Here is a 14,065-nt window from a genome sequence, read left to right as displayed (position 1 = left end):
GGCAGCCGGCAACGCCTCTGTGAATTCCTCGATAACCCCTAAGCGCAGACCGGCGGGCGCCGGCCGGCCCATGGCATGGCCTGCTCCAGAACCGTGGCCAGCGCCAGAACGGTCGCCTCGTCGCCATAGCGGCCGACCGCCTGGACGCCGATCGGCAGGCCCGATTTTGACTGGCCGAGCGGCAGCGACATCGCCGGCTGCCCCGACATGTTGAACGGGAACTGGAAGACGGCGTCGGTCCATTTGGCGTTGTAGGCGTCGAGATCGGTCCCGGACATGTCGTAGTAGCCGACGGGCCGAGGCAGTTGAGTCAGCGACGGCGTCAGGAAGACGTCGTAGTCTACCAGATCGGCGGTTATCTGACGGCCGATCTGGCGCACCGCCTCGACATCCGAGATGTGACGGATCCCGCTCGTTGCCTGGCCGCGCTCGATAACCGCCCAGGTTATCGGCTCCACGTCATCCTTGGTCACCGGTCGGCCGACCACCGCCGAAAGCCATTCGAAGATGGCCGCGGTCTGCACGCAGCTCATGTGGGTATAGGTCTTCCAGGCCTCGTCCGCGTCGAGGGGCATGTCGTGCTCCTCGACCATGTGGCCCATGCCTTCGAGGACACGCACGGTTTCGAGCACCACCGCCTTGACCTCTGGATCGATCGGGCGCCCGTCAGGCGGCGTCACCGAGTATCCGATCCTGAGGGCCGTCGGTGTCCTGACCGACAGGTCGAGCCAGCTGCTCTCCGGCACCGGCGGCGTATAGGGATCGCCCGGGAGGAATCCGGCCACGGCGTCGAGATAGGCCGCGGTATCGCGGACCGTACGCGAATTGCACAGGAAATACGCCCCGCCGTGCCAGGCGTCGGCCTGCGGCGCCATCGTGACGCGGCCGCGCGACGGCTTGAGGCCGAGCACGCCGCAGCAGGAGGCCGGCACGCGGATCGATCCGGCGGCGTCGCTGGACTCGGCTATCGGCACCATGTGCGACGCCACGGCGGCGCACGAACCGCCACTCGATCCGCCGGCCGTGACATCGGCGCGCCACGGATTGACGGTCGGGCCGTACAGCTTCGGCTCGGTCGATATCGACCAGCCGTTTTCCGGCGCGTTCGACTTGCCGACGAGCACGAACCCGGCCTTCTTGATCCGCGTCACCACCTCGGCGTCGGCGTCGGCCACCACGTCCTTCAGGTAGGCGGACGAGTTGGTGTTGGGTGCGCCCTTCCAGGCGGTCGCCAGCTCCTTGAGCAGATAGGGCACGCCGGCGAAAGGCGCGTCCCGATCGACCGACGTCGCCGCGTCGCGTCCCATATCGTAGAGCTTGTGGATCACGGCATTGAGCTCGGGATTGAGCTTCTCGATGGTGACGATCGCCGCCTCGACAAGCTCATCCGGCGAGACATCGCCGTTCCTGACCATTTCGCCCAGCGCCAGCCCGTCGGATTCGACGTACTCACGCACGAGACTCTCGGTGATATTCGTCATGCCTCGCCCCTATTTCTGGATGAAGTCCGCGCCACGCTCGGCGACCATGAGGACGGTGGCCATGATGTTGCTGGCCACAACGTCGGGGAACACCGAGGCATCGCAGACGCGCAGCCCTTCAACGCCCCGCACCTTCAATGTTGCAGGGTCCGTAACGGCCATGTCGTCCGTCCCCATGCGGCAGGTGCTCGTGGGATGGTAGATCGATTGGCACTGGGCGCGCACGAACTGCGCGATTTCCTCTTTCGTCTTCGCTTCACCGGAGGGGAAAGCCTCGCGCAGCCTCAACGGCGCCAGGGTCTTGGTCGCGGCAATGCCGCGGCTCAACTCGACGCCGCCAACGAGGGAGCGCATGTCCTCGCCGTCCGGATCGGACAGGTAATTCGGGTCGATCGCCGGGTGCATCAGCGGATCGGCGGAGCGCAGCGTCAGCGTGCCGTGACTCTTCGGGCGCTGCAGCACGTTGAACATCGACAGGCCCGGCACGGTCGACATGTAGCGGGCATGGTCCCGATGCGGCGTAGCGATCCCGTAGATCTGCAGGTCGGGCTCGGCGAGGCCCGGCCGCGAGTTGGCGTGCCCGCCGCTTGTCGACCAGGGATTTGCCATCGGCCCGGTGCGGCTGTCGCTCCACTCGGCGGCCGCCTGCTCGAATTCGGCCGCCGTCATCCCGCCGATTCCGAACTTTTCGTTCGTGACGAACGTGACGACGCAATTGAGGTGATCTTGCATCGACTGCCCGACGCCCGGCAGGTCATGGACGACCGCGATGCCGTGCTCCTTCAGGTGGTCGGCCGGTCCGATCCCGGACAGCATCATCAGATGCGGCGTGTTGATGGTGCCGCCGGCGAGAACGACCTCGGCATCGGCCATCGCGGTCTCCGGCTTTCCGTTGCGGAGATACTCGACGCCGCGCACCCGTCCGTTCTCGACGAGGAGACGTGTGACGAAGGCCGAGGTCACGACGGTGAGATTGGGCCTGGCGCGGACGGGATCGAGAAAGGCGGTCGCCGGACCGTCACGCTCCCCGTCCTTCATGAACACCTGGAAGAAGCCGCAGCCATACTGGTCGCCGCTGTTGAAATCCGGATTGTACGGCAGTCCGTATTCCTGCGCCGCCTCGACCCAGAGCTCCTCGGCGGGATCGTGATCGGGCACGTCCACAACCGGAAGCTCGCCGGAACTGCCGTGCACCGGCGAATCGGCGAGGCGCGGATTGCTCTCCGACTTCCGGAACCAGGGCACCACGTCTTCCCAGCCCCAGCCCTCGCAGCCCTTGGAGCGCCAGCGATCATAGTCGGATGGCGTTCCGCGCATGTAGACCAGCGCGTTGGTCGAACCCGAACCGCCGAGCAACTTGCCGCGCGGCCAGGCGATACGCCGGCCAAGGCAGTTCGCCTGAGGGACCGTGTGGTACTTCCAGTCATACTCGGTGTCGATGAGGCTGATCCAGGCACCCGGCATCCGCGCCGCGACCGGCATTCCGTCGGGGCCCGCCTCGAGCAGCAGGACCTTCCGGTTCTCGTCCGCACTCAAACGGTTCGCCAGCACGCAGCCGGCCGCCCCCCCTCCAACAATGATAGTGTCAAAGCCGGCCATTGCGGTGCTCTTCGCTTCCTCGCCATGTTATGCTTCGGCCGGCTTTCGCCGGACCGTTTCAACGCCAGCCTCTCAATGCGGTCGACCGGCGTCCTCGAAAGTGTATCGGCGACAAGGATTGACTGTCAACCAACCGGTTGGTTTTAACCGACGTGCCGGCCATGTGGCACAGCGCACGGCGTCCGGGTGTCCGACACGTAGCGGATCGTGGCCGCGGCGATGGAGCCCGGAGCCACGGTGCCGGGCCTAGCCGGAAGAATTGGAGCGAAACCGGCGCTGTACCGAAGGGAGCAGCATTTCGATGCTGCCCCCTTCGGGCGCGAAGAGACACATCGCCGCCGGCGTCGCCGACATGCGAAACGGCTGATCCCCCTCAACGAGATGGCCAGGCCTCTCAGTCAGGGGCCGGCGGATTGATCCGCTTCAGGCGGGGACCAAGAGATCGTCGATTATCGTCGTAGTCAGCCGCGCGCCACGGAAATCGGGCGCGGCGAGAACGCGTCGGAGAAATTCGACGTTGGTCGAGACGCCCGCGATGCGCACCGCTTCGAGGGCCGTTTCCAGACGGGCGATCGCACTTGCCCGGTCCGGCCCGAAGGCAATGACCTTCGCGATCATCGGATCGTAGAACGGGGTGATGGTGTCGCCCGACCGGACGGCATGGTCGATCCGCAGACCGCCTCGCTCTTCCGGCCAGGATACGGTCTCGATCGTGCCCGGAGACGGGAGGAAGTTCTTTTCCGGTCGCTCGGCGTAGATACGGGCCTCGACGGCGTGACCCGTCTGCACGATCGCGTCCTGATCGATCGGGTCGAGATATCCGGCGGCCTGTTCGATCTGCCAGCGGACCAGATCGATGCCCGTCGTCATCTCCGTCGCCGGGTGCTCCACCTGGATGCGCGTGTTCATCTCGAGGAAGGAGAAATCCTTCCGGTCCACGTCATAGATGAACTCCACGGTCCCCGCCCCGGCATAGGAAACGGCGGCGGAAAGCTGAATGGCCGCCTCCCGCATCGCCGAGCGGACACGTTCGGGCAGGTCTGGGGCGGGAGCTTCCTCGATCACCTTCTGGAACCGCCGCTGAACGGAACAGTCGCGGTCAAACAGATGCACCGCGGTCGCGTCGCCGAACCCGAAGACCTGCACCTCGACATGCCTGGCTCTGCCGACGAACCGCTCCAGGTAGACCGTTCCATCGCCGAACAGCCGTTCGGCCATGGACTGGGTTTTTGCGACCACGTCGCGCAGAGCAGTCGCATCATCGGCACGGCGCATACCGATTCCGCCGCCGCCGCAAGCGGCCTTGACGAGAACCGGATACCCGATTTCCGCGGCCGCGTCCTCGATCCCGTCGAGATCCCCGAGCGCGAAACGCCGGCTCCCGGACAGCACCGGAACCCCGGAATCACGCGCCAGCGTCCGCGCCTTCTCCTTGTCGCCCATTTGCTCGATGACACTGGCGTCGGGTCCGATCCAAAGGAGGCCCGCCGCCGTCACGGCGCGCGCGAAGTCCGGGGATTCGGACAGGAACCCGTATCCCGGATGAACGGCATCGGCGGAGGTCTTGCCGGCGATGTCGATGATCGTATCGCCACGCAGGTAACTGTCGCGCGCCGGGGCCGGACCGACGAGGTGGGCCTCGTCGGCCATCGAGACGTGGGCGGCGCCCGCGTCCGCCTCCGAATAGACCGCCACGGTCCTGATCCCCATCTCGCGGCAGGTGGCGATGATGCGGCAAGCGATCTCTCCGCGGTTGGCGACGAGAAGCGTCCTGATCTCTGGCATAGTGTCTCCTTTGGAACCGGTCGGCGGGTTGCGGGTCAGACGATCGTGCGGTTGAGCAGCGCAAGGACGAGCGCGCCGAGCGTCGCGAAAATCAGGGCGACCAGAATGTTGCGCCCGAAGATGAGCTGGCTGCGCGGCACATCGCCAAGCGACGTGGTGACCATCAACAGAAGGCCCGAGAACGACAGCATCGCCGACGCACTCCAGCCGACAAGGGTGGCGCCCATCAGCGCAAGGTCGCTGACGCCTGTGTTCTGACCGGAAAAGACCGCCAGCATGAGCGATGCCGACACGATGGGATGCACGCTCAGCATGCCAGCTCCGATCATGCCGAGGGGGACGATGAACAGGATCAGAAGGCCGGGCGCGTGGGCGAGACCCGAAGCGGCAACGGCGTCCGAGACGGCGGGGCTGGACCGGACGACGAGCCCGAGCATGAAGGCGAGCGCGAGGATGCCGACCTCGGCCCCGATGTTGCGGATCCGCTGCGCCGTGTAACGGAGCACTTCGGGGATCTGCCGCGCGCCTTCGCGCACGGATTGCGCGCGCGTCACGACCAGCAACGCACAGAGCGGCGGCATCGTCACGCAGGCGGCCGCCAGGGTCGAGAGATCGCCGGATAGGCGCAGCAGGACAACCGCCAGACCCGCTATCGCGATAAGCGGAACGAAGCCGCGCAACGCGCCGGCGGCACGGGCCGCTGTCCGCAGGGGCTTCGGGGTTCGAAGCAATACGAGGGTGATCGCAAGGCCCAGGGCGGACAAGCCAAGCCCCATGAGGATCGCGGCCCACAGCGGCACGTCCGGCAGAAAGCTGCTGACAACCGCCATGGCCACGAAGAACGGGGACCAGGTCAACGCCAGCGCGGTCCCTGCCACGACTGAAACGGCATCATTGCGCCGCAACGATGGTTGCGACCTGTCCGCGAAGACCGGCGACAGGACGGCCACGGCCCCGACCGTCAGAACACTGCCGAGAAGATTGGAGCCGACCAGCAGCCACGCTGGCCGGGCCCCGGGATCGGCGTCACCGAGCAGATCCCGAAAGCGTCGTACCCGTTGATCGCTTTCGGCCACCGAGCGCAGGAGATGTGCCGAGGGAACGAAAGCCGCCAGGACAAGCGTCTCCGAAAACGCCTCGGGAATGGCGGCCAGCCGTCCGTCGACCGTCGCGACGCCCGTGGCCGCGGCCAGGATCATCAGCGCAAGGATCCGGTTCGCCGGCCTGGCGGTCGCAAGGCTCGCGACAAGGTAGACCGCCAAGATCGCGCCACCGATCGTGGTCAAGACGCTCCGCCCGACCAGAGCGTCGATCAAAGCGATCGGCCAGATCAGCAGAATGAGACGTTCCATTGCCACCTACGCCCGTACGGACGGGCTGTCGTCTTCCAGCGCCTTCGCTCGCGTGATCTGCAGGCGTTGCACGACCACGACACCGAGCAGCGCGCCGATGGCGATGATATCGGCGAGCCAGTGTCCGGAGGCGACAGCGACTCCGATGACGAACAGGCCGAGTGCCACCGGCCAGGGGATCGGCCGCAGGTAATATCGTCCCGTCGCGATCGCCAACAACATGGAGGCCACCAGCCCCATGATCCCGGCCCAGGCGATCTCGATTGCGTCGCCTCTCAGAAGGACCGCCTCGCGGAACACGAAGAAGAACGGCAGGACGTACTTCATCGCGGCGAGCTTCACGGCGGCAAGACAGATCGGCCACCAATGGGTCTTCGCGATGACCGCCGCGGCGAACACCGCGGTGCACACCGGCGGGGTAAGAGCGGACAGGAGCGCCGAGTAGAAGACGAAGAAATGCGCGATCATCGGGTCGAGCCCCAGCTCGATCAGAGCGGGTGCCACGACCGCGGCGGCGAGAAGGTAGGCCGCTGTCGTCGGCATCCCCATCCCCAGGATCAGGGAGACGATCATCGCGAAGAGCGTGCCGACGAAGAGGCCGCTGGAGGACTCCACCCCCATGATGCTTTCGCTCAGCTTGATCCCCACACCGGTAAGCCCGATCAGCGACAGGACGATCTGTGCGCAGACGAGCAGAGCGAGGATGCTGACGATGCTTCCGGCCGCGAGAAGCGCCCCGTCGAGGAGCGCCCGAAGGCGATCCCGCAGCTCTTTCGGATCGAATCCGCCGAAAGCGAGGAAAAGGGCGACATTCGTGACGATGCCATAGAACGCCGCAAGGCTTGGCGTTCGCCCGGCAAACATCGCCCCGAGTGTCACCGTCAGCGTAAGGGCGAGCGGAAGAATCCGCGCCGGCTCCAGCACTTCGCGCCAGGTCGGCATATCGGCGGCGTCGAACGGCTTCATGTTCTCGCGCCGCGCCTCGATTTCCACCGAGAACCAGACGCAGGCAAAGAACAGCAGGGCGGGAATGATCGCGGCATAGACGACGTCGAGATAGGGAATGCCCAGAAGCTCCGCCATGACGAAGGCGCCCGCCCCCATGATCGGCGGCGTGAGCTGCCCGCCGGAAGACGCCGTCGCCTCCACGGCGCCCGCGAAGCTTGGCCGGTAGCCAAGTCGCTTCATCGCGGGGATCGTGAAATTGCCGGTCGTCGCGACATTCGCGACCGCCGCGCCGTTCAGCATACCGAACAGCGCGCTCGAGACGGTGGCCACCTTCGCCGCCCCGCCCGGTTTGCGCCCGGCGACCAGGAGGGCGATGTCCATGAAGCTCTGAGCACCGCCGGTTGCCAGAAGAACCGAGCCGAAGATGATGAAGATCGCGATCAGATTGGCCGAAAGGCCGGTCACCATGCCCCAGATCCCCTCGGTTCCGAGGAACAGGTACTCGGCGAGATAGGACACGGAGAAACCCGTGTGCCCCCAGGAGCCTTGGATCCTATCGCCGAGAAGGGCGTAACAGAGCGCCAGGACAGCGAGGATCGGCAACGCCGGGCCGGTCGTCTGATAGGCGGCGACAAGAAGCAGAAGGATGATGGCGATGGCCGCGCCGATCTCGAACGGCGTGGCGATGATACCGAAGGATTCGGTGATCCTCTGTTCCTGAGACAGGATGTAGATGCAGATCGCCCCGGCAAGCGCGGCGCAGGCCAGGCGCAAGACCAATCCGAAACGTGTCGCGAAGATCCCGTCGGCCCGATTGCCGATGCGGCCGAACGACAGGTAGGCGATCATCAGGCCAAGGCCGACATGCGCCGAGCGCTGGACCAGCGGCTGGAACTGGCCGAAACCGGCCGTGTAGACGTGGAAGGCAACCAGCAGAAGGCTCAGGACGAGCAGTGCCTTGCCTACAGCGCTTTCGGCGCCGGATTTCGATGCGTCCGCCGGTCCGGCCTCTGCGAGATCGGTCATGGTTTGATCTACCTTCGATACCGCGTTCAAAGGAGCGGCCCCCGAATCCGGGGGCCGCACTTCAATCACTTCATCTCAGGCGGGATCAGGGCATCCGGAACGTCGATGCCGCGCGACTGGTAGAACTTCACCGCACCGGCATGAAGCGGGATGTTGATCAGGTCAACGCTGTCCTGCAGCACATCGATATCGCCGAATCCGGGAAACGCGTTGGTCTGAACTTCCGGATTGTCTGCGATAGCCGCGAGCAGTTTCATGACCTGCTCTTCGCTCATCGCGTCGCTGGTAGTGAACTGGCCGATCACCTGAACCGGAACCGTAAAGGCGGGGAAGTCCTCGACCTCGCCGTCCTCGTAGGAGGCAAAGCTGATGAACGGCAGCGCCTCCTGCACCTTGGCCTTCTCCTCCTCGGTGAAGCTGAGCATCCGGATCGGCGTGAAGGCCTGAAGCTCCATGGTCGTCCCGTCGATCGTTCCGGCACCGCCCGCCTTGACATAACCGATCGAGCGCCCGTCCTTCACGGCGTCGACGGCATCGCTCAGGGTCAGCCGCTGCATATCAGGCTCGACGCCCAACACCTCCAGCATCTGGATGGAGAGCTGCTCGGTGGCCGAGCCGCGCTGGCCCGGCGTGAAGGGCTTGCCCGCGAGGTCCGGAAGGCTGGTAACGCCGCTATCCTCGCGGACGACCCAGGCTTGCGTGGCCGGGGAATGAACCCACAGGCCGCGCAGGTTCGGCATCGCATTGCCCTCGAACTTCCCGATGCCCTTGTAGGCCTGATAGATCGTCGCGTAGGTCCCAAGTCCCATGTCGATCTGATCCCTGGCGAGCCGCGCCAGGTTGTCGACCGCACCGCCGGTGACGATGACGGTCAGGTCGAGAGCGTCTTCATTGTCGTTGACCGCCTTGGCCGCAGCGACCGCGTAGGTGTAGTGAACCGAGCTCTGCGCGGTCGAACCGAACGCGATCCGGTCTTGCGCAAGGCCCTGCGTGGCCATGCCGGCTGTCAACGCGAGTGACGCCGACAGCGCCAAAGTCCGTGTATTGAACATCGTAGTTCCTCCCAGCTTTCTGTTATGCGATGGCCGTGACCCTTTGGATCGTCTCATCGCGGTTTGGGTGTCGCCGCCGTGCGCCCTCTTTCGGCACGGCGTTCGGTCACGGCATGAAGTTGAAGACCTTTCTTGGGCCGAGGTTCTGCCGGATCGGAGCCTCCGCCAGTTCAACAAGCCGGCAGAGCACCGGCCGGGTTTCCCGCGGATCGATGATGTCTTCCACGGCAAAGGCCTCTGCGGTGCGGAACGGCGAAGCGAAGGGCCTGAGCCGGGCCTCGATTTCTTTTTCCTTCAGCGCGGGATCGGCCGCGTCCCGGATTTCGCGGCGAAAGGCGGCGGCGACACCGCCCTCGATCGGAAGGGACCCCCATTCGGCTGTCGGCCAGGCCAGCTTGTAGTCGACACCGTTCTTGTTGCAGGTCGCCATGCCCGCCATGCCGTAGCACTTGCGGACAACAAGGGTGGTCGTCGGCACGCTGATCCCGGCAGCGACGTGCACAACCCGCATTCCTTCCAGAAGGGTCGCATTCTCCTCGGCACGGAGCCCGACCATGAAACCCGGCACATCCACCAGGAAGATCAGCGGCAGGTGGAACGTGTCGCAGAGCTGCATGAAACGGATCTGTTTGCGCGCGGACCTATCGTCCATCGCGCCGCCGTAGACCATCGGATTGTTGGCGACGATCCCGGCGGGCCGGCCATTGAAGCGCGCGAGCGTCGTGACCACGGACTTGGCATGGGTCGGCTGGATCTCGAACGCCGAGCCGCGGTCCACGATCATGTCGATCAGCTTCCGGACGTTGAACGCCTGCGTACGGCGCGGCGGAACGATCTTGAGGAGACCCTCCTCGCACCGGTCGACGGGATCGTCGCAGGGCGTCACGGGCGGCATCTCCCAAACGTTCTGCGGCATGAAGCTGAGGAAACGGCGGATCTGCTCGAGCGCCTCGGCCTCGGTGCCCGCGGCGTTATGGATCGTTCCGGCCTTGTCGACGGCAACCGCGGCGCCGCCGAGATCCTCCTTGTCGATCACCTGGCCGAGCGAGCGCTTAACCACGGGCGGACCGGCCGCGAAAATCTGGCTCGACCCGCGGACCATGACCGAGAAGTGGGACAGGATCGCCCTCCCCGCCGGTCCGCCGGCGGCGGTGCCGAGGACGGCGGACGCGACCGGCGATTGTCCAAGAAGCGAGACCGAACGCTCGAAACCATGCACACCGGGGAACACCGTGTGCCGACGTTTCTCGATCGAGCTGACCGTGCCCCCGGCGCCGTCGATGAGATTGACGAGCGGCAGGCGATAGTGAAAGGCGAAGTCCTCGACCAGCCCGCCCTGGCCACCCTTGCGCCTGGCGGCGCTGAAGGTGGTGCCGCCGCGAACGGTGAAGTCCTCGCCACCCACGACGACGGTGCGGGAATCGATCTTGACAGTGCCCCCGACATAGGGCGCCGGCGTAACGGATTGCAGCGTCTCGTCGGCGTCGTATTGCCCCGTGCCGGCCAGCCCGCCGATCTCCTGGAAACTGTCGCGATCACCGAGTTGCGCGATCCGTTCGCGGACCGTCAAGCGGCCGGCGGCATGCTGGCGCTCGATCGCGACGTCGCCCCCCATCTTCTGCGCCTCGTCGCGGCGGAAGGTGAGTTCGTCCAGCAAGTCCTCGATCCCGGGCTGAGATGGGCGTTCGTGAACCGTCATTTGGCGATCACACCGAGCACCGCGTCCTCGTCGACGGCATCGCCTTCCGCGACCGTAAGGCTGCTGACCTTGCCGGCTGCCGGGGCTTCCACGGGAATTTCCATCTTCATGGATTCGAGGATCATCAGGATGTCGCCCTCGCTTACGTCCTGCCCCACCGTGCACTCGACCTTCCACACCGAGCCGCTGACCGGTGCCAAAACTTCTTCGTTCGCCATTCGCCTCTCTCTTCCCTGAAAACGTCGCGGGACCGGAGCCCCGCGCCAACGATCAAAACGTGGTGGGCCAGGTGGCCATGCGATGCTGCCCGACGCCCTTCGACAGGCGCGCGATATGGATTTCGAGCATGTCCAGCAGGTAGTCGCGGGTGTGTTCGGGGCGGATCACCGACTGGACGGCATTGATCTCGGCCAGCCCGAAGACGCCAGAATCCTGTTCCATCTGCTGGCGCAGGCGCTCGCGTTCGGCCTCGCCGACGTCGCGCCCCCAGGTCACCACGTCCACCGAATAGGCCGGGTCCATGAAACTCACCTCGGCGGAGGGCCAGGCGGCCACCTCGTCGGAATTCCGGCCACCGCCCATGTTCAGGTACGCCTGCCCGTAGCTTTTCCGCAGGATGATCGACAGCTTGGGCACGGTGCACAGCTGAAGCGCCGACATGAAGTTCATGATCTTGCCCGGCGCCTTGCGGCGTTCGCCCTCGATGCCGATCACGAAGCCCGGCGTGTCGACCAGAAGGACGATCGGGATGTTGAAGGAATCGCACATCACCAGGAAGCGCGTGATCTTCTCGCAGGCGTCCACATCCAGGGCGCCGGCCTTGAACATCGGGTTGTTGGCGACGAACCCGACGGGGCGTCCCCCCATCCGGGCAAGCCCCGTCGACGCGACGCGGCCGAAGCGCGGTTTGAACTCGAAGTACGAGTCCGGATCGACGAGGGCCTCTATGACCTTGCGCACGTCGTAGCCCTGACGGCGGCTTTCCGGCACCAGCCTGGTGATGCGCTCGCGCGCCGCGCGGAGCGCGTCCGACCGCTCGTCGGGCGGCTCTATGCAGGGCGGAGCCTCGTTGCAATGCGCCGGCAGGTAGGACAGGAACGTCCGGATCTCTTCGACCGCCTCTTCGTCGGTCTCGACGACGCGATCGATCAGCCCCGTCTTCTCCGAATGCAGCTTCCAGCCGCCCAGGTCCTCGGGCTCGACGGTCTGGCCGATGGCAAGCGACGCAAGCCCGTGGCTCGCCACCGCAAGAACGGCGCCCTTCCGCATCACGGTGAAGTCCGACAGGCAGGCATACCAGGCGGACGAGCCGAAGCACTGGCCCAGAACCGCCGACGCCCAGGGGGTCTTGCGATCGCGGATATACTGCGTCGGATCGTTGCCCAGCATGGTGCCCATGCCGCGCGCGCCCATGTTGTCGGGCATCCGCGCGCCGGAGGATTCGCCGAACCAGACGATCGGCATGCCGCGTTCGGTGGCCACGCGCTTGACGTGCCCGATCTTGCGCATGTTCGTCATGCTCGACGAGGCGCCCTTGACCGTGAAATCGTTCGATACGACCGCAATCCTGCGGCCGCCCAACCGGGCGTAGCCGGTCACCTTGCCGTCCGCCGGCGTCTTGTGCCGGTCGGCTTCCACGGCGCTCGAAACGCCCAGCAGGCCGATCTCGCGGAACGACCCGGGATCAATCAGGCGATCGACACGTTCGCGCGCGTTCAGCAGCCCCGCCTCGGCGCGGCGGCGGATCTTGTCGGGGCCACCCATTGCAAGCGCATGAGCTTCACGACGGGAAAGCTCGTCGTCGATTGCCGGCTCCCCGGCGACTGCGTGGACGTCCAGGTTCAAAGCGCGTCTCCCGTCATCGAATGGTCCTCCCGGAGGAGGCAGGTTCATCTTCCCCCGCAAACAACACGCCCGCGTCGAGAAGGTCGGCAATCGCCTCCGAACTCAGGCCAAGTTCGTTCTGGAAAACGGACAGCGTGTCGGAACCGATGCCACGGCCCGGCCACTCCACCTTTCCAGGTGTGGCGGAGAGGCGCGGCGTCACGTTGGCCATTGCCACCGGGCCGAGAACCGGATCCTCGGGCTGCACGATGGCGTTGCGTGCCGCGTAATGCGCGTCCGCGAAAATGTCCCGCATGTCATAGATCCGCGCGGCCGGAACATCGGCTTCGTGCAGGACGGCCTCGGCCTCGTCCAACGGCGCCGCGCCCGTCCAGCTGCCGATGATGTCGTCGAGTTCGTCCTCATGCGCCGAACGCGATACACCGTCGGCGAAACGCGGATCGACAGCCAGTTCGGGCCTGCCCATCGCCTCGCAGAGCCGACGGAACACCGAGTTGCTGATCGCGGTGATATGGATGAAGCGACCGTCCGCCGTCGGGTACAACGAATTGGGCGTGTTGTCGGGCAGGCGGGGGCCGGCGCGCCGCGCAATGGCGCCGAGTTGCTGGTACGCCGGCACGTGGGGCTCCATGAAACTGAAGGCAGCTTCGTACAGTGCAGCGTCCACGACCTGTCCGACGCCGCACTTTTCGCGCGCCAGCAAGGCAACCATCGCACCGAACGCCGCGTAGAGGCCGGTGATGTAGTCGGTCAGTGAAATGGCGACCCGGGCTGGCGGGCGGTCCGGGTCGCCCGTGACCTCGCGCATGCCGCTGACGGCTTCGCAGATAACGCCATAGCCGGGCCGTTCGCTGTAGGGACCGTCCTGCCCGTAGCCGGAAATCCGGACGAGAACGATACCGGGATTGACGGCCTTCAGGGCCTCGTAGGACAGCCCCCATCGCTCCAGCGTACCGGGCTTGAAGTTCTCGATGACGATGTCGGCCGTCGAGCACAGCGCCTTCACCAGGTTCTGGCCCTCGGTCCGGCGCAGATCGACCGACACGTTGCGTTTGTTCCTGAGGATCGATGCGGCGTAGAGGGAGCGTCCCTTGGTCCGCTTTCCCATCGACCGGACGGCATCGCCTTCGCGCTGCTCGACCTTGATGACATCCGCCCCGAAATCCGCCAGCAACCGTCCGCAGAACGGGCCGGCCACCGTCGAACCCAGTTCGATCACACGGTAGCCATCGAGAGGACGCGACTTGGGGTGGCCTGCGGGTTCGGTCATCGTTTCTC

At 65.7% G+C, this 14,065-nt stretch carries 10 protein-coding genes; all 10 read right to left on the bottom strand.

Annotation, left to right across the window (positions count from 1 at the left end):
- Nucleotides 1–38 precede the first annotated feature (38 nt).
- The 10 genes from ACSF9G_RS09270 to ACSF9G_RS09225 all read right to left on the bottom strand — a co-directional run bounded on the left by ACSF9G_RS09270 (nt 39) and on the right by ACSF9G_RS09225 (nt 14,057).
- A complete protein-coding gene (locus ACSF9G_RS09270) occupies nt 39–1,481 on the bottom strand; it encodes an amidase (RefSeq protein WP_436640796.1) in 1,443 nt (480 codons plus the stop codon).
- Between the two features lie 9 nt (nt 1,482–1,490).
- Nucleotides 1,491–3,080 carry a GMC family oxidoreductase gene (locus tag ACSF9G_RS09265; RefSeq protein ID WP_436640794.1) on the bottom strand — a complete coding sequence of 530 codons (1,590 nt, stop codon included), beginning with the start codon at nt 3,078–3,080 and terminating at the stop codon, nt 1,491–1,493.
- A 423-nt stretch (nt 3,081–3,503) separates the two neighbouring features.
- Nucleotides 3,504–4,865 (bottom strand): acetyl-CoA carboxylase biotin carboxylase subunit, encoded by a 1,362-nt coding sequence (locus tag ACSF9G_RS09260; protein ID WP_436640792.1) that lies wholly within the window; start codon nt 4,863–4,865, stop codon nt 3,504–3,506.
- 35 nt (nt 4,866–4,900) lie between these two features.
- Nucleotides 4,901–6,217, bottom strand: coding sequence for a hypothetical protein (locus tag ACSF9G_RS09255; protein WP_436640790.1), 1,317 nt, complete (start codon nt 6,215–6,217; stop codon nt 4,901–4,903).
- A gap of 6 nt (nt 6,218–6,223) precedes the next feature.
- Nucleotides 6,224–8,191, bottom strand: a complete 1,968-nt coding sequence (locus ACSF9G_RS09250; protein ID WP_436640788.1) for a TRAP transporter permease — start codon at nt 8,189–8,191, stop codon at nt 6,224–6,226.
- Nucleotides 8,192–8,256: 65 nt separating this feature from the next.
- Nucleotides 8,257–9,243, bottom strand: coding sequence for a TAXI family TRAP transporter solute-binding subunit (locus ACSF9G_RS09245; RefSeq protein ID WP_436640786.1), 987 nt, complete (start codon nt 9,241–9,243; stop codon nt 8,257–8,259).
- Between the two features lie 106 nt (nt 9,244–9,349).
- Entirely contained in the window at nt 9,350–10,900 is a 1,551-nt protein-coding gene (locus tag ACSF9G_RS09240; protein WP_436640784.1) for an acyl-CoA carboxylase subunit beta, read from the bottom strand.
- A 38-nt stretch (nt 10,901–10,938) separates the two neighbouring features.
- Nucleotides 10,939–11,160, bottom strand: coding sequence for a biotin/lipoyl-containing protein (locus ACSF9G_RS09235; RefSeq protein ID WP_436640782.1), 222 nt, complete (start codon nt 11,158–11,160; stop codon nt 10,939–10,941).
- Nucleotides 11,161–11,212: 52 nt separating this feature from the next.
- Nucleotides 11,213–12,787 carry an acyl-CoA carboxylase subunit beta gene (locus ACSF9G_RS09230; protein ID WP_436640780.1) on the bottom strand — a complete coding sequence of 525 codons (1,575 nt, stop codon included), beginning with the start codon at nt 12,785–12,787 and terminating at the stop codon, nt 11,213–11,215.
- A 13-nt stretch (nt 12,788–12,800) separates the two neighbouring features.
- Nucleotides 12,801–14,057 carry a CaiB/BaiF CoA transferase family protein gene (locus tag ACSF9G_RS09225; protein WP_436640778.1) on the bottom strand — a complete coding sequence of 419 codons (1,257 nt, stop codon included), beginning with the start codon at nt 14,055–14,057 and terminating at the stop codon, nt 12,801–12,803.
- Nucleotides 14,058–14,065: the final 8 nt, after the last annotated feature.

The organism is Microbaculum mangrovi, assembly GCF_051390635.1.
Taxonomy (GTDB): Bacteria; Pseudomonadota; Alphaproteobacteria; order Rhizobiales; family Tepidamorphaceae; genus Microbaculum.
This window is presented reverse-complemented; position numbering and strand designations above follow the sequence as displayed.